The organism is Mesorhizobium metallidurans STM 2683 (assembly GCF_000350085.1).
GTDB classification, from domain to species: domain Bacteria; phylum Pseudomonadota; class Alphaproteobacteria; order Rhizobiales; family Rhizobiaceae; genus Mesorhizobium; species Mesorhizobium metallidurans.
The window spans coordinates 28,001-43,477 of sequence record NZ_CAUM01000126.1 but is presented as its reverse complement, the minus strand read 5'-3'; the positions used below and the strand labels follow the sequence as shown (position 1 = coordinate 43,477).

The following is a 15,477-nucleotide window of genomic DNA, read 5'->3' as shown; positions in this document are numbered from 1 at the left end:
GGGCGCCCGGCGTCGCATGGCTGTGTTCGGCTGCGCACCGCCAACGCGGCCACCTTCTATTCCATGGTGCGGCAAGCCGGCTTCGGCAATACGCGGATCGTCGTCACCGACTAACTGTGCCGGCTGCAAGCGAAGGAAGCGGGAAAGTCGAGAGTTCGCAGCTCCAGCAAGAAGTCGGAATGGGGGACTCGTGTGAAGCGATGCCGACTTCCGCTCTGAACCAATTCGTCGGTGAACGTAGGAGCACTATTTACGTGGGCAGGTATTGGGCAGAATATACGGGGTGGGAGGAAGCATTCGGAATCCCTGAATAAATGCGCCCGAACGGCTTCCGACCGTTGATTGCAAGGGAGGATAATCATGAAACGCATTTTCGTGCTCGCGGCGTTTGCCGCGGCGTTATCGCTCGACGTATCGAACGCCTACGCACAATCGGGCGGCGTCGATAAGGCGGTCGGCGGCTACAGCTTCGAAGAAGCCGCAAAGGAAGCCCCCGGTACCAAGGACTTCCATTCGGCCGATGGTCGCCTCACTTTCGCTATCGTGACACACACCGCCGGCAATGGCTTCTTCGATCCGGTCTACGTCGGCGCGACCGTCGCCGGCAACCTGATCGGCGCCAAGATCCTGCTGCTCGGCTCGGAATCGCCGACCGACGACCCTGCCCGCGAGATCGAAATCCTGAACCAGATCGTGCAGGATCCGACGATCGACGGGCTGATCATGACAACGCCCCAGGTCGGCGCCTATAACGACATCGTCAAGGCCGCCGAGGCGAAGGGCATACCGGTCGCCACGACCAATTCCTTTGACGGCACGATCCTCAACCGCAGCGGCATCGGCCACACCGGCCAGGACGCCTCCGCTGCCGCAATCGCCGGCGAGGCGCTCGTCAAGTGCCTCGCGGACAAGGGTATCGAGAAGGGTTCGATCGTCCTGCCGTCGTCGACCGCAATGGGCAACATCGAGGTGAACAATCGTGTCACTTCGGCTTTCAACGCCATCGTCAAGGGCTTGAGGGATGCCGGCAAGCTTGATGCCTTCAAGGTCGACGCGGGTCCGGAGAACACCGGTATCGACACCAATCCGAATGATCCGGTGAACGGCATCGTGACGCTGTTCGAATCGCGCGGCGACGTCGTTGGCGCATTCGCCGGCAACAACGTGTTCACGCCGGCGCTTGCCAAGGCCGTCGCTCAGACCGGAATGACCGGCAAGATCTGCGCCTACGGTTTCGACCTCGGCCCGGCCCAGCAGGATGCGATCAAGAGCGGCGATCTGACCGGCGCGCTCGGGCAACAGCCCTTCTTGCAGGGCTTCTGGCCGGTCATGCAGCTCTATCTGCAGATCGATCGCGGCATCGCGGCAGCCAACCTCGACACACGCGCCCAACTCGTGACGCAGGAGACCGTCGGGAAAGTCGGCAAGCGCTTCGAGAACTGAGTCCGCTCGGAACGTTTAAAATCGGTGCGGGAGGGTGCGAACTCCCCCGCAGCGACGGCAACAACCAGAGGGGGACCCATGGCGCCCACCGCGACCATATCGCTCGGCCGTGCGCCGTCCCAGATTGTCGGCGGCTGGGAGGTGGGCCTCCTTGCCTTGCTTTTGCTGCTCTATTTCGGCGGCGCTCTCGTCAATCCCGCGTTCTTCGGGTCAACAGGGGCCTTTCACTCGCTACTCCGCGACACCTCGCGGGTTGCCATCATCGCGGTCGGAGTGACCTTCGTCATCGTCAACAAGGACCTCGATCTTTCGGTCGGTTCCACTTACGGCCTGGTCGCCGTCGTCTTCGCCAGGCTGTTCGCCCCGAGCTTCCTCGATCTCGGCATCGTCCCCTCGGTGGTCCTCTGCCTGCTGCTCGGCACGCTGATCGGGCTGATCAACGGCGTGCTCGTCACCATCCTGAAGGTGCCGGCGTTCATCGCCACGCTGACCATCCTCTTCATCGGCCGCGGCTTCGTGCTGGCGCTGACCCACGGCCAGTCGATCTACTATCCCGCCAAAGCGAGCGAGCATCCGCTGTTCTTCCACCTTGGCGAGACGAACCTCCTCGGCTTCAACAACCAGATCGCGATCTTCGCCATTGTCGCCGTGATCGGCGCCCATGTGCTCGCCAAGACCCGCTGGGGCTACGAGACCTTCGCCACCGGCGGCAACGAGCAGGCGGCGTCCTATGCCGGCATCCCGACCAACTGGGTGCGCATCCGAGCCTACCTGATCTCCTCGCTCTGCGCGGCGCTTGCCGGCCTGATGTCAGCGGCCCAGGACAAGGGCGTGACGCCCCTCTACGGCGTCAGCGGTGAGCTGACCGTCATCGCCGCCGTGATCATCGGCGGCGCCTCGATCCTCGGCGGCCGCGGCCGGGTCGTCGGATCCTGCCTTGGCGCCCTGCTGGTGGTGCTGCTCGACAAGGTGTTGCGCGAGGGTTGGCCGATCACGCGCATCATCAAGATCGGCGACGAGGAGATCACGGTCAACGCCGTCTTCTCGCTACCTGTCGGCGCGGTGCCGGTGTTCCTCGGGCTGCTGCTCATCGTCGCGGTGCTCATCGAGCCCTATCTCATCCGTCGTCAGGTGGCAGGGCGCCTCTGGGCCTGGCTCCGCGGCCGACCGCCGCCGCCAGCCTACGAGATCGGCGGCATCGCGATCGAGGGGGTGCAGACCAAGGGCGCGATGGCCACCGACATGGCGCTGTCGGCCACCAGGTTCGGCAAGTTCCTCGCCCGGCGCGACGCGCTCGCCATCGTCCTGACCGTTCTCCTGTGGCTGACCGGCCTCGCGCTCCGACCGGACTACTGGTGGAACCTGTCCAACAGCTTCGCGATCCTGCTCAATTACACCGAGCTTGCGCTGATCACCATCGGGCTCACCTACGTCATCGCCGCCGGCGATATCGACCTCTCCGTCGGGGCGGTGCTCGCTCTCGCCGGCAGCACCGCAGCCTATTTCCTCAAGGTCCTCGGCGCCGACCCCGTGACCGCCGTGGCGATGGGCCTGCTCGCGGGCATGTGCGCCGGCCTCGTCAACGCGATTGTTACCGTCGGCTTCAAGCTGCCGGCCTTCATCGCCACGCTCGGCATGTTCTACATCGCCCGCGGCCTCGCCGCCTGGTTCGTCGCCGGGCAGCAGCTTACCGGCTGGCCCGAAGGCTACAACCTGCTTGGCCGCAAGGTGTACGACATCCTGCTGCACTACCGCATCTCGCTGCCGGACGGGCTCCTGCGCTCGGTCGCCGAGGTGGTGAGCGTCCAGACCATCTGGATGCTGTTCGTCGCCCTGCTTGCCGGCGTCGTGCTCGCCTACATGCCGTTCGGGCAGAAGGTCTATGCGACCGGCGGCAATATTCGCGCCGCCGCTTATGCCGGGATCAATACCAACCGGGTGCGGTTCCTCGCGCTCATGCTGGCGGCGTTCTGCGCGACAATGGCCGGGATCATCAACGTCGCCTACTTCCGCAGCTTCAACCCGGTGGCCGGCCAGTTCCGCGAACTCGACGCCATCGCCTCGGTGATCATCGGCGGCGGTTCGATCTTCGGCGGTTACGGCACTGTGATCGGGGCGCTCGCCGGGGCGGCGGTGATCACCCTGATCCGGGGGCTGCTGCAGCTCAATGTCCAGGGCTTCACAATGCCGCAGCACTGGATCAACGTCTTCATCGGCGGCATCCTGATCGTGGCGGTGCTGATCGATATCTGGGTGCGCCAGGCCAACATCTTCGGCCACCTGCGGGCGCGCCTTGCGCGGCGCACAAGAACGGCGGAAACCACCCATGCGTGACGCGACCACGCCTGCACCGATCGTAGAAATGCGGGGCATCGAAAAAGCCTTCGGTGCGGTGCAGGCGCTCCGCAACGTCGACCTCGTGCTCTATCCCGGCGAGATCCTGGGCCTCGTCGGTGACAACTCGGCCGGCAAGTCGACGCTGATGAAGATCCTGACCGGCGCCTATCAGCGCGACGCCGGCGAGGTGTTCGTCGCCGGGCAGCCGGTGCACTTCAAGAGCCCGCACGAAAGCCGCGACGCCGGCATCGAGATGATCTACCAGGATTTCGCTCTTTGCGGGAATATGGATGTCGGTCAGAACATCTTTCTTGGCCGTTGGCCGCGCAAGGGCCTTTTCGTCAATCGGCGGAAAATGTACGCGGAAGCCGACAGCGTGCTGAAGCGACTCAAGGTCGACGTGAACTCCGTCTATCAAAAGGTCGAGAGCCTGTCGGGCGGCCGCCAGCAATCTGTGGCGATTGCCCGCGCCATCTCCTTCCAGCCGCGCGTGGTGATCCTTGACGAGCCGACCGCCAATCTCTCGGTGATGGCGACCGAGCGGCTGCTCGAGACCATGCTGGAACTGAAAAAGCAGGGCGTTGCCCAGATCATCATTTCCCACCGCCTCGTTGACATCTTCGCTGTGGGCGACCGCGTGATGGTGCTGAAGCGCGGCGAGAACGTCGGTGATCGCTACATCAGGAACACCGACGAGCATGAGGTCCTGGAGATCATCGTCTCCGGCACGCGAGAGCACGCACTTACGGCCGATGGGGCAAGGCTTTGACCGATCAGATTCCCACCAACGGAGCGACGCCATCTGCGGCGGCGCCAAGGACCTGGCGGTGAAACCATGCCGAAAGGACCGAAACTTGAAACCAAGCTGCCTGGCGGCCATCGAGCGGTCGGAAACAAAAAACCCGCCACGGCAGGCGGGTCGTTGGCGCAAATCAGCACCGTGCACACATCAATAGCATAAATGCCGTCACCGCGAAATGCCCGCATCGCGGTTTTCTGCTCAGGCGGCTTCGCCTTGCTCTGTCGCCTGCTGACGCCGCCTTTTGCGGCGAGTGCTGATTTCCCACCTTTTGTGGAACCACATCCACTGGCCGGGATCCGCGCGCACCCAGCGCTCGACGACGTCGTTGAGAAGCTGGGTGGTGGCATGGACGTCGACGCTGCCGCCGGCGGTGCGCGGCAAGGTCAGCCTGTCCTCGATCTCGAGCCGGAAGCGGTTGCCCGGCAGGCGCACGCAACGCGCTGGATAGACATCGCAGTCATAGTGCCGTGCCAGGGTGCCCAGGATCCGGTTGCTCTCGCAAGGGCGGCCGAAAAAGGTCGTTTCGAGCCCGCCCGAGAATTTCTGGTCGACGAGGACGCCGATATTGCCGCCCTTCTCCAGGATGCCTGCCAGAGCGAATGACGCGCCGGTCGAGGAGGGCAGCAGGGAGCCCATGGTCGAGCGGCGCGTCGAGAGGATGTAGTCGGCAAGATAAGGATTGTTGGGCGGGCGAAACAGCGCCGTGATGTTCATGCCGAAGGTGGCGGCAGCGACCGGAAGCAATTCGAAATTGCCGAGGTGCCCGGTGAAGATGATATGCGGCTTTTCCTCGCCGGCGATCTCTACGAAATGGTCTATCCCCTTGACCTCGACGCGGCCCGGCTTCGACGCGGCCGGATCAAAGTCGAACAAGGCGTCGAGAAAGATGTATTCCGCCGCGAGGCGCGCCATGTTGCCCCACATGTCGGAGGCGATAGCCTGGATCTCGCTTTCGCTCTTTTCCGGATAGGCCTTGCGCAAATTGTCGATGGCGACGTTGTGGCGACCGACCCAGGGACCAATGCGGCGGGCGACGCGGTCGGCGAAATTGAGCGCGCTGTCGACCGGCAGCAGACGCAGCAGCGAAATCATCGCCATCGCGGCGCGCGCTACCAGCCAGTAATTGAACTGGCGAAGCCGCCTGCCGTGGCGAAACGCCAGGTCGCGGCGGACCTTCCTGAAAGCCTTGCCGAGCATTCTCAGCCGACACGCAAGATGATCTTGCCGAACACGTCGCGGCCTTCCATGCGCTTCAAGGCCGCGTCAATGCCATCGAAGCCGACCTCGGTGTCGATGACCGGAGAGACCAGCCCCGCCGCCATTTTCTGCATGGCGTCGGCCATGTTTCCCATGCGGCAGCCGAAGGAGCCGAGCAGTTTCAGCTGCTGCTGGAACAATTGCATCAGATTGATCTGCGTCGACACGCCCGAGGTCGAGCCGCAGGTCACCAGGCGACCGCCGCGTTTCAGGCACAGCATCGAGGCGGCAAAGGTGTCGGCGCCGACATGCTCGAAGACGACGTCGACGCCCTTCTTCTTGGTCAGCTTGCGCACGATGCCTTCGAAACGGTCGTCGCGGTAGTTGATGACATGATCGGCGCCAAGTGCCTTGGCCTTGTCGATCTTCTCGTTGGAACCGACCGTGGTGATCACGGTGCAGCCCATTTTCCTGGCGAGCTGGATCGCGGCGGAGCCGATGCCCGAGCCGCCGGCATGGACGAGGATGGTCTCGCCGGGCTGCAGCCTGGCGTTGTCGAACAGCATATGCTCGACCGTGCCGAAGGTTACCGGTGCAACGGCAGCGCCGATGTCGGTCACGCCGGGCGGGGCAGGGACCAGCAGGCGCGCCGGCAGGTTTATTTTCTCCTGCGCAAAGCCATCGAGATGGAAGCCGTGAACGCCGGAAACATGCTCGCAGAGATTGTCGCGGCCTTCGCGGCAGGCGCGGCAAAGCCCGCAAGTGCGCGCGCCATAGATCGACACCAATTGCCCCGGCGCCAGGCTGGAGACGCCAGGGCCGACGGCCTCGACCTCGCCGGAGGCTTCGGCGCCGACGACCAGCGGCAGCTTGCGCCTGGCGAAGGCCATGCCGCGCCAGCCCCAGACGTCGATATGGTTCAGCGCCACCGCCTTGATGCGCAGCGTCACTTCGCCGAGCGAAGGCGGCGGTGGGGGCGGCAGGTCCACCGTCTCAAGACGGCGATCCTCGATAAGTTGCAGTGCGCGCATGGAGCCTGTCGGTTCTGTTGAGCGGAAAGAGCGCTCGCTTAAACCGGTTCCCGCGCCATGACAAGGCAGGTGTTCTGGCCGCCGAAGCCAAAGGAATTCGACAAAACGCTGCCAACCTCGGCGTTGCGCTTCTGGTTCGGCACCACGTCGAGCACGATCGCCGGATCGGGATTGTCGTAGTTTATGGTCGGTGGAATGACGCTCTCGCGCATGGTCATCAGCGAGAACGCGGCCTCGACGGCGCCGGCGGCCGACAGCGTGTGGCCGATCATCGACTTGTTCGACGAGATCGGCATCGAGCCGATCCGCTCGCCGAACACCGTCGACAGCGACAGATGCTCCATCTTGTCGTTTTCCGGCGTCGAGGTGCCATGCGCGTTGACATAGTCGATCTCGTCTTCGCTCAGGCCCGCATCGGCAAGAGCGGCGCGAACGGCGGCAATCGCCGGCGAACCGTCGGGCTTCGAGCGAGTGCGGTGGAAATCGTCGGCCTTTTCACCGCAACCGCGCATGATGCCGAGGATGGTCGCGCCGCGGGCAAGTGCGGCCTCCAGCGACTCCAGCACCAGCGCGCCGGAACCTTCGGCGAGAACAAACCCGTCGCGATCCTTGGAAAAGGGTTTCGAGGCCTTTTCGGGGAGGTCGTTGTGGGTGGAAAGTGCTGAAAGCAGCGAAAAGCGGATAAGCGCCTCGGCGGTCGCCGAGCCGTCGGCGCCGATCGACAATGCCCTGTCGCATTCGCCGCGACGGATCGCCTCGACGCCGAGCTGGATGGCGGTGGCGCCGGAGGCGCAGGCCGTCGACAGCGTGATCGGCAGGCCGCGCGTGCCGAAACGGTCGGCCAGCCGGTCGGCGATCGAACCGAACTGGGTGGTTTCGAAAATGTCTGTTACCTTGAGGCCCCGCGCCACGCGCAGCAGCCGTTCGGAGCCGATGTCTTGGCTGTCGGAATTGTAGAGCGAAAAGCGCTCGCTCCAGTCGAGTTCAACCGGCGGCGAAGCGAGGAAAAGCGGTCCGCCGAAATCGTCGGCATCGAGGCCGGATTCGGCTACCGCTTCCTGTGCAGCGGTTTCGGCCAGCTCATAGGTGAGAAGGCTGGCGCCCTTCGAACTGGACGGCAGGAAGTCGACCATGCCGGAAATGCGGGTGTTCAGATGATCGACCGGAAAGCGGGTGATCGGATGGATGCCGGACCGGCCTGAGGTGAGTGCTGCCCAATTGTCGGTCTTGCCGACGCCGAGCGATGTCACCACGCCGATGCCGGTAACAGCAACGATCGACCTGCCCATGTGATCTCTGAGATTGGCCATCTTTATTCCCTGAAACAGTTTAATCGGCAGCCTTGACCAGCGCCACGCCCTCGAATTGGTGATAGCCGATCGCCGTTGCAAGGACGGCCCTGGGGATGCCGCTGAACGGCTTCTCGTTGGCGGCGTCAAAGACGGGGTAGGCGGCCTTGCGGTCGGCGGCCAGCGCCGCCAGCGCCACGGCAAAGGGAAACTGCGCTTCCTTCATATGGCCGGTCAGCGATGAAAAGGCGCGCGCGGCAATCGCCGGATTGGCGTCGAGCACCGACTTCTCGGCTGCGGTCGCGGCATGGGCGCCCGAAGCACCGGAGATGGCAAGCAGCTCGCCGTTCGGCAATGCAGCCTGCTTGAGCAACGCGGCGATCTCGTTATCGAGTCCGCCCCGCGGGCGCCTGGCGCGTCCGGAAACGACCGCGCCGAGTTCGGCGTAGATCTTGCGCCCACGCTTCACCGCGTGCTCGCGTTGCTCCAGAACGAGGAATGCGCCGCCGGACCCGGTCACCACGCCGCCGCCTTCGCCGCCTTGCCTTTGCCAGACCGGCTTCCAGGCGCCGCGATGCAGGTAACCGGCCAGCTCATAGCCGAGCAGCATGTCGGAATGTTCGGTCTGGAAGGCGCCGCCGACCAGAATATGCGTCGACTGGCCGGAGCGGATGCGGGCTGCCGCCGTCTCGACGGCGGCGACGCCGGCACCTTCCTCGCCCATGAAGGTGCGCGACGATCCGGTCACCTTGTGGACGATGGAGATGTTGCCGGCGAGCAGATTGGAAAGCTGCGCCAGAAACAGCGTCGGCCGCAATTCGGTGGTCAGTTTCTCGTTGAGCAGCACGTCGCGGTCGTTGCGGCTTTCCGAAGCGGCGAGGATCGCGGCATCGACCGCCTCGTCGCGCTCGCCGCCGCCGGCGGCCACCACCATGTCCATGGTCGCGCAAAGCCCGTCATCGCCCTTGATGCCGGCATCGTCGAGCGCCAGGCCGGCGGAATAGGTGCCAAGCCGCTGCCAGGTTTCCATCTGCCGCTGGTCGCCGCGCTTGGCGATCTGCAAGTTCCAGTCGATCGCCGGCAGCGGATGAACGGTATAGGGCGCGAAGCGCGAGGCTTCCAGCACCGGCCGCACACCCGGCTGAGTGAGCTTTTGCCAGTGTGCATCTGGACCCTCTCCCAGCGAAGAGACAAGGCCGATGCCTGATATGACGACGTCGTGGGGACTGCTCATGAGCGGCTTTGTGGGTCAGGCGAGTTTTTTTGATTCTGCGCATGATCCCTATCCGAAAATCGATGCCGATTTTCGGGGTCATGCGCCAAGCGCGTCAAGGTCACGCTCCCTGCCTCCATCAGGCGTTCTTGGCCGCGACCAGCGCGTCGATCTTGGCGCACAGGTTCTTCATGACGAAGTAGTCGTCGGTCGAGGCCTTGCCGTCATTGACTTCCTGCGTCCACTTTTCCAGCGGCACCTTGATGCCGAATTCCTTGTCGATGGCAAAGACGATGTCGAGGAAGTCGAGGCTGTCGATGCCGAGATCGTCGATGGTGTGGCTTTCAGGGGTGATCGTGTCGATATCGATCTCACTGGTGTCGGCGATGATCTTGGCGACTTTGTCGAACGTGGTGGACAAGGGCTTTTCCTTCGGTTGCGGGCGGAATCTGTCCGCATGTTCAGCGCGCTGTCTAATCGGTTTTTCCGGGCAGGAAAAGGCCTGAAACGCCGGGCGCAGATGGGATGCGGGTCTGGAAAAGACAAGAAGGGCCGTTGGTTGGCCCGGCGGCCTTTCCATTTGACGCGAGGTCAGCCTCCAGAGCATCGAACCCCTTCAGTGGCATTTTTGCAACATTTGCCAAAGATGGCCGTCCTGTCAGAACGTAACGCGGCCAAGCACGCGTAGGCCGTCGCCCTGCGGCTCGACCACCACGGCTTCGCCTTCGCGCGGAGAGACGCCGGTGAGGGCCACGATGTTTTCCAGATGGGTGACCATGACCAGATTGTCGGAGCCGGAATAGCCGCGGATCTCGTTCATGATTGCGGCGATCTGGGCGGCTTTCTCGTTTCCGTCGGTCTTCAGCAGATCAAGTGGCGCGAAGGGCTCGGGCTCTGCTTCGAAAGCGATGCGGGCGGTGTCGAGGCAGCGGCAGTAGCGACTGGACAGCACGCGCTCGATGGGGGCCGCACGGGCGCCAAGCAGCGCGCCGATCCTGCTGGCCTGCTGCTTGCCGCGCGCCGAGAGATTGAGCTGGGTTGCGCATTTGGCGATGTCGAAATTCGCCGGATCGGTCGTGCCGGTGATCATGGCATGGCGAAGCAGCACCACATGGCCGCCGTCGCGCAACAGCGCCCAGCCGGCCTCCGTCGCATGCGCTGCGACGGGAACGACGAGCAGCAACAGCGCCAGGGCAAATCGAAACATCGGACGTCCTTTTCCCGGTCGCCGGAGGTAGGCCCCGGTGACCGGCATATAGGGATGGCAAAGCCGGTCGAAAGACAAGCGCAGGGGCATGGTGGCCCATTTCCTGGCTATCCAGATCAAGGACTGTTTCCGAGGGCAGGCGATTGCACGGCAAGGCGGGCTCGCCTATCACGGGAAAAATGTCCCCGCTCACCGAAACCGTTCTCTTTGTCTTCAGTCTTGTCGCGCTCGGCTATCTCGCCGGGCTCACCGGCTATCTCCGGCCCGCGAGCGGCGAGGGCATATCCGAATTCGCCATCAACGTGGCAATTCCCCTTTTGTTGTTTCAGACGATGGTCAAATCCGATTTCCATGGTGCTGCGCCCTGGTCGCTGTGGGGTGCCTATTTCACGGCAGCCGCGCTGACATGGGCCGCCGGCCATCTGGTGACCACGCGGATCTTCGGGCGGGACGCGCGCGCGGGTGTCGTCGGCGGCGTCTCGTCGGCCTATTCCAATATCGTTCTTCTTGGCGCTCCTTTCATCCTTGGCGTATTCGGACCGGACGGATTCGAGGTGCTGTCGCTGCTCGTCGCCGTGCATTTGCCGATCATGATGATGGCCTCGATCATCCTGTTCGAGATGTTCGGCCGCGGCGGCAGCGAGCCCGTCCATCCGCTTCGCGTCGTCCGCGGCTTTCTGAGGAGATTGTTCCTCAACCCGCTGATCATCGGTATTCTGGCCGGGCTGGCATGGCGCATCACCGGTGCACCGCTGCCCGAGCTTGGCATGCGGCTGGTCGATACGCTGGCCGCCACCGCCGGGCCGGTGGCGCTGTTCGCAATGGGGCTCAGCCTGCGCCGCTTCGGCATTTCCGGCAATGTCGCGCCAGCGCTGGCGCTGTCGGTGCTGAAGCTGTTCCTGATGCCGGCGCTGGTGCTCGGCCTGGTCTGGCTGCTTGGCTTGCCGCCGCTGACGGCCAAGGTGGCGGTGGTGGTGGCGGCGCTGCCCTCCGGCATCAATTCCTATCTCATCGCCGTGCAGTTCAACACCGGCCAGGCGCTGGCCTCGAACCAGATGACCATCGCCACGGCGAGCGCCGTCGTCACCATGGCCTTCTGGCTGGCTGTGGTTGTGCAGATTTTCGGCTAGTCTTTGCTGGCTCAAACCCTATATGCCATCTTGCGATTGCTTGCGGGGCTTGCCCTAGGTAAAGAGCAGTGGCTCCAGCGTGCCGGGCATCGATGCCATTGCGCACGCTCATCGAAGAAAATCCAGCGACCGGCCCGTCAGTGCGCCGAACGGAGGCCAGACCATGCTTCAGAAAACCAGCCATTTCATGCGCCAGGCCAATCTCATCAATGGCGAATGGGTGCAGGCCGACAGTGGCCAGACGGTCGACGTCAACAATCCGGCCACCGGCCTCAAGATTGGTACCGTGCCGAAATCGGGCAAGGTGGAGACCCGCCGCGCCATCGAAGCCGCCGAAGCCGCCTTCAAGACCTGGCGCAAGACCACGGCACTCGAACGCTCGAAGCTGCTGCGCAAGCTGCACGATGCGATGATGGACAATCAGGACGTGCTCGCGGAACTTCTGACCATCGAGCAGGGCAAGTCGCTGTTCGAGTCCAAGGGCGAGATCGGCTCGGCTGCATCCTACATACTGTGGTTCGCCGAAGAAGGCCGCCGTACCTATGGCGATGTGGTGCCGTCGCCCTGGGCGGACCGTCGCATCCTGGTGACCAAGGAACCGGTCGGCGTCATCGCCGCCATCACGCCGTGGAATTTCCCGTCCTCGATGCTGGCCCGCAAACTCGGCCCGGCGCTTGCCGCCGGTTGCACCGCGGTGGTCAAGCCCGCGTCGCAGACGCCTTATTCCGGCCTCGCCTGGGGCGCGCTGGCCGAGGAGGTCGGCTTCCCCAAGGGCGTCATCAACATCCTGACCGGTGCTGCCGGTGAGATCGGCGACGAGATCTGCGCCAACCCGCTGGTCAAGAAGATCACCTTCACCGGCTCGACAGAAGTCGGCAAGATCCTGATCCAGAAATCATCCGTCACAGTCAAGAAAGTGTCGATGGAACTCGGCGGCAATGCGCCGTTCATCGTCTTCGACGACGCCGACATCGACCGGGCCGTCACCGGCGCCGTCACCGCGAAGTACCGCAATTCCGGCCAGACCTGCGTCTGCACCAACCGTTTCCTGGTGCAGGCTGATGTCTACGACAAATTCGTCGAAAAGCTCGCCGCTGCCAGCAACGGGCTGAAGGTCGGTTCCGGTCTCGAAGAAGGCGTGCAGCAGGGGCCATTGATCGACGAGAAGGCGGTCGAAAAGGTCGAGGAGCTGATCGCCGATGCCACCGCCAAGGGCGGCAAGGTCGTCGCCGGCGGCAAGCGCCATGCGCTTGGCGGCTCGTTCTTCCAGCCGACGGTGATCGCCAATGCAACGCCGAAGATGCGCTTCATGAAGGAAGAGATATTCGGCCCGGTAGCCCCCGTGTTCAAGTTCGAAACCGAGGAGGAGGCGATAGCGCTCGCCAACGACACCGAATTCGGCCTGGCCTGTTATTTCTATACCGGTGATCTCGGTCGCGCTTTCCGCGTGATGGAAGGGCTGAAATACGGCATGGTCGGCGTCAATGAAGGCCTCATCACCACGCCGGAAGCGCCGTTCGGCGGCGTCAAGGAATCGGGCCTCGGCAAGGAAGGCGGACATCAGGGCATCGAGGACTATCTCGATACCAAATATGTCTGCATCGGTGGCCTCGGCCTCTGATTTTCCCACCCTCTGATTTCCTCGGGGTCTGTTGATCATAACGGACCCCGGTAAGCCCGAAAGGTCAGGCGGGCATCGATCAACCAACCGGCATTTCGGGCATGGCGATGAAGGACGGCGAGGTCTTCGGCACGACACAGGCGGGCGACCAGGTCCGCCGCTTCACCATTCGGGGCGGCGGCCTTACCGCCAACATCATCGGGCTCGGCGCCATCATCCAGGACCTGCGCCTGGCCGGCCACGACGCGCCGCTAGTGCTGGGATACGACCGTTTCGAGCCTTATGAGACCGACAGGGCCTTCTTCGGCGCCGTCGTCGGGCGCTTTGCCAACCGCATCCGCGACGGCCGCTTCACCATCGCGGGAAAGCGCTACCAGAGCGAGCGCAATTTCCTCGACAAGCATACGCTGCATGGCGGCTCCGAAGGTTATTCCCATCGGCCATGGACGGTCTCGCTGCATGGCAGGGATTTCGTCACGCTGACGCTGCATGATCCCGATGGCACGATGGGCTTTCCCGGCGCGCTCGACGTGACCTGCACCTACCGGCTGAAGATCCCCGGCACGCTGAGCATCGAGATGACCGCGACCTCAGAGGAGCCGACGCTCTGCAATCTCGCCCAGCATTCCTACTTCAACCTCGACGATGGCGGCGCCGGCGATATCCTCGACCACCGGCTGATGCTGAATGCCGGCGCCTACACGCCGGTTGACGGCGAGATGATACCGACCGGCGCTGTGAAGCCCGTCGACGGCACGCCCTTCGACTTCCGCCAGGCGCGGCCGCTGCGCATGGAGACCGAGGGCGAACAGCTTCCCTACGACCTCAATTTCTGCCTCGCCCCGACACGCGGGCCGCTCAGGCAGGCTTCCTGGGCGCAAGGTGCGAGTTCCGGCGTCGAGATGGAGGTCTGGACCACGGAGCCAGGCCTCCAGCTCTATACGGGTCAGTATCTGCAGCCGTCTTTGTCAGGGCTGGACGGGCGACACTACAAGGCTTTCTCGGGCTTCTGCCTGGAAGCGCAGGTCTGGCCGGACGCGCCGAACCGGCCGTATTTCCCGCAGGCGACGTTGTGGCCGGGCCAGATATACCATCAGGTCACGGAATACAGATTTAGGCTGCCTTAGGTCTATCGATATTCAGGTGAGGCCGGCCTGACCTGAATCTCGACAGACCTAATCTTCGAACGCCGCTCGTAGTGTCTCGAACGGCGCCAGCGCGCCGCGCACCTGGACGACAGCAGCGGCGACGCGATGTGCGCGCAGCGCCGCCTCGGCCGGAGCGTGGCCGGCAAGCCGGGCGGCGAGATAGCCGCCATTGAAGGAATCTCCGGCGCCGGTCGTGTCGACAGGGGCGGCGACATGCACGGCGGGAACGGGTTGCATGGCTCCTTTTTCGGCGATCAGCGCCGGCTCCTCGCCGTTCTTGACCACGACTTCGCCGACCAGCCTTGCCAGTCGTTGCGCGGTCGCTTGCGGTGCCGTATCGCCAAACAGCATCTGCTCGTCGGGAAAAGTCGGCAGGGCGATATCGGTGACGGCAAGGGCATCGAGGATCGCGGCTCGCGCCGCCTCAGGACTGTGCCACAGCCGCGGCCGGTAGTTGGGATCGAAGGCGACAAGCGAGCCGGCCGCGCGCGCGCCGGCTACGGCCGCCAGCAGCGTCTTGCGAGCGGCATCGTCTAGAATTGCCAAAGTGATTCCGGAAAAGTAGACAAGCGCCTGGTTTTCAAGGTTTTTTGCCAGTGCGGCCGGATCGGAGGCAAGCTGCCGCGCGGCCGCATCGCCGCGCCAGTAGGTGAAGGAGCGTTCCGAGCCGGTCAGCGTGATCGCATAGAGGCCGGGCCGTGCGCCCGATATGACCGGACTTTTGCCGATGCCGATGCCGTTTTCGGCGAAAAACCCGATCTGGCCTTGCGAGAACGGATCATCGCCGAAGGCCGAGACATAGGTCGCCGGGCGATCGCCGCTCAGCGCATGCAGCGCCCACAACGTGTTGAACGTATCGCCGGCAAAGCCCATGCGCCAGCTCGGCCCCTCCTGGCCCGAAAGTTCGATCATGCATTCGCCGATCGAGGCGACACCATTTCCTGCCATCAATCTCTCTCCTGGCGCATGTCGCTCAAAAGCTTGCCCTTGGGCCTGACCCGAGGGTGCGCAGCCGTTTGGGGTAACCGACATGCACAAACCCAAAGACGGGTGCTGTAG

14 protein-coding genes are annotated in these 15,477 nt (G+C 63.8%); 7 read left to right on the top strand and 7 right to left on the bottom strand.

Annotated features, from left to right (window positions below):
* From MESS2_RS31305 to MESS2_RS20635, 4 genes are all read left to right on the top strand, one after another.
* A partial coding sequence (locus tag MESS2_RS31305) for a L,D-transpeptidase (RefSeq protein ID WP_040593586.1) occupies positions 1 to 114 on the top strand: 114 nt, incomplete at its 5' end.
* Between the two features lie 246 nt (positions 115 to 360).
* Entirely contained in the window at positions 361 to 1,443 is a 1,083-nt protein-coding gene (locus MESS2_RS20645) for a substrate-binding domain-containing protein (RefSeq protein WP_008876387.1), read from the top strand.
* Between the two features lie 78 nt (positions 1,444 to 1,521).
* Positions 1,522 to 3,777: an ABC transporter permease gene (locus MESS2_RS20640; RefSeq protein WP_008876386.1), complete on the top strand. Its 2,256-nt coding sequence runs from the start codon at positions 1,522 to 1,524 to the stop codon at positions 3,775 to 3,777.
* Positions 3,770 to 4,549: an ATP-binding cassette domain-containing protein gene (locus MESS2_RS20635; RefSeq protein WP_008876385.1), complete on the top strand. Its 780-nt coding sequence runs from the start codon at positions 3,770 to 3,772 to the stop codon at positions 4,547 to 4,549. The genes MESS2_RS20640 and MESS2_RS20635 overlap by 8 nt, the downstream gene beginning before the upstream one ends.
* A 231-nt stretch (positions 4,550 to 4,780) precedes the next feature.
* On the opposite strand, the gene MESS2_RS20630 is transcribed toward MESS2_RS20635, so the two are convergent.
* From MESS2_RS20630 to MESS2_RS20605, 6 genes are all read right to left on the bottom strand, one after another.
* Positions 4,781 to 5,779 carry a lipid A biosynthesis lauroyl acyltransferase gene (locus MESS2_RS20630; protein WP_008876384.1) on the bottom strand — a complete coding sequence of 333 codons (999 nt, stop codon included), beginning with the start codon at positions 5,777 to 5,779 and terminating at the stop codon, positions 4,781 to 4,783.
* Positions 5,780 to 5,781: 2 nt separating this feature from the next.
* Positions 5,782 to 6,810, bottom strand: a complete 1,029-nt coding sequence (locus tag MESS2_RS20625) for a zinc-binding dehydrogenase (protein WP_008876383.1) — start codon at positions 6,808 to 6,810, stop codon at positions 5,782 to 5,784.
* A gap of 38 nt (positions 6,811 to 6,848) precedes the next feature.
* Positions 6,849 to 8,120, bottom strand: a complete 1,272-nt coding sequence (locus tag MESS2_RS20620) for a beta-ketoacyl-ACP synthase (protein WP_008876382.1) — start codon at positions 8,118 to 8,120, stop codon at positions 6,849 to 6,851.
* Positions 8,121 to 8,139: 19 nt separating this feature from the next.
* On the bottom strand, positions 8,140 to 9,333 hold the full coding sequence (locus MESS2_RS20615) for a beta-ketoacyl-ACP synthase (protein ID WP_008876381.1): 1,194 nt from the start codon (positions 9,331 to 9,333) through the stop codon (positions 8,140 to 8,142).
* Positions 9,334 to 9,451: 118 nt separating this feature from the next.
* Positions 9,452 to 9,733, bottom strand: a complete 282-nt coding sequence (locus MESS2_RS20610) for an acyl carrier protein (protein ID WP_006335407.1) — start codon at positions 9,731 to 9,733, stop codon at positions 9,452 to 9,454.
* 237 nt (positions 9,734 to 9,970) lie between these two features.
* Positions 9,971 to 10,519 (bottom strand): histidine phosphatase family protein, encoded by a 549-nt coding sequence (locus MESS2_RS20605; RefSeq protein WP_040593592.1) that lies wholly within the window; start codon positions 10,517 to 10,519, stop codon positions 9,971 to 9,973.
* Positions 10,520 to 10,698: 179 nt separating this feature from the next.
* On the opposite strand from MESS2_RS20605, the gene MESS2_RS20600 reads away from it, so the two are divergent.
* The 3 genes from MESS2_RS20600 (at position 10,699) to MESS2_RS20590 (ending at position 14,397) form a co-directional block, all read left to right on the top strand.
* Positions 10,699 to 11,649, top strand: coding sequence for an AEC family transporter (locus MESS2_RS20600; protein ID WP_008876378.1), 951 nt, complete (start codon positions 10,699 to 10,701; stop codon positions 11,647 to 11,649).
* Between the two features lie 163 nt (positions 11,650 to 11,812).
* Positions 11,813 to 13,270, top strand: coding sequence for an NAD-dependent succinate-semialdehyde dehydrogenase (locus tag MESS2_RS20595; RefSeq protein ID WP_008876377.1), 1,458 nt, complete (start codon positions 11,813 to 11,815; stop codon positions 13,268 to 13,270).
* 101 nt (positions 13,271 to 13,371) lie between these two features.
* Positions 13,372 to 14,397, top strand: a complete 1,026-nt coding sequence (locus MESS2_RS20590; RefSeq protein ID WP_008876376.1) for an aldose epimerase family protein — start codon at positions 13,372 to 13,374, stop codon at positions 14,395 to 14,397.
* Between the two features lie 48 nt (positions 14,398 to 14,445).
* Here MESS2_RS20590 and MESS2_RS20585 read toward each other — a convergent pair whose 3' ends face one another.
* Entirely contained in the window at positions 14,446 to 15,366 is a 921-nt protein-coding gene (locus tag MESS2_RS20585; RefSeq protein ID WP_008876375.1) for a sugar kinase, read from the bottom strand.
* Positions 15,367 to 15,477 lie beyond the last annotated feature (111 nt).

Bases quoted from the DNA above. Each gene is read 5' to 3' on its own strand.
- MESS2_RS20645 (WP_008876387.1), top strand. From the start codon at position 361: ATGAAACGCATTTTCGTGCTCGCGGCGTTTGCCGCGGCGTTATCGCTC.
- MESS2_RS20640 (WP_008876386.1), top strand. From the start codon at position 1,522: ATGGCGCCCACCGCGACCATATCGCTCGGCCGTGCGCCGTCCCAGATT.
- MESS2_RS20635 (WP_008876385.1), top strand. From the start codon at position 3,770: ATGCGTGACGCGACCACGCCTGCACCGATCGTAGAAATGCGGGGCATC.
- MESS2_RS20630 (WP_008876384.1), bottom strand. From the start codon at position 5,779: ATGCTCGGCAAGGCTTTCAGGAAGGTCCGCCGCGACCTGGCGTTTCGC.
- MESS2_RS20625 (WP_008876383.1), bottom strand. From the start codon at position 6,810: ATGCGCGCACTGCAACTTATCGAGGATCGCCGTCTTGAGACGGTGGAC.
- MESS2_RS20620 (WP_008876382.1), bottom strand. From the start codon at position 8,120: ATGGCCAATCTCAGAGATCACATGGGCAGGTCGATCGTTGCTGTTACC.
- MESS2_RS20615 (WP_008876381.1), bottom strand. From the start codon at position 9,333: ATGAGCAGTCCCCACGACGTCGTCATATCAGGCATCGGCCTTGTCTCT.
- MESS2_RS20605 (WP_040593592.1), bottom strand. From the start codon at position 10,519: ATGTTTCGATTTGCCCTGGCGCTGTTGCTGCTCGTCGTTCCCGTCGCA.
- MESS2_RS20600 (WP_008876378.1), top strand. From the start codon at position 10,699: ATGTCCCCGCTCACCGAAACCGTTCTCTTTGTCTTCAGTCTTGTCGCG.
- MESS2_RS20595 (WP_008876377.1), top strand. From the start codon at position 11,813: ATGCTTCAGAAAACCAGCCATTTCATGCGCCAGGCCAATCTCATCAAT.
- MESS2_RS20590 (WP_008876376.1), top strand. From the start codon at position 13,372: ATGGCGATGAAGGACGGCGAGGTCTTCGGCACGACACAGGCGGGCGAC.
- MESS2_RS20585 (WP_008876375.1), bottom strand. From the start codon at position 15,366: ATGGCAGGAAATGGTGTCGCCTCGATCGGCGAATGCATGATCGAACTT.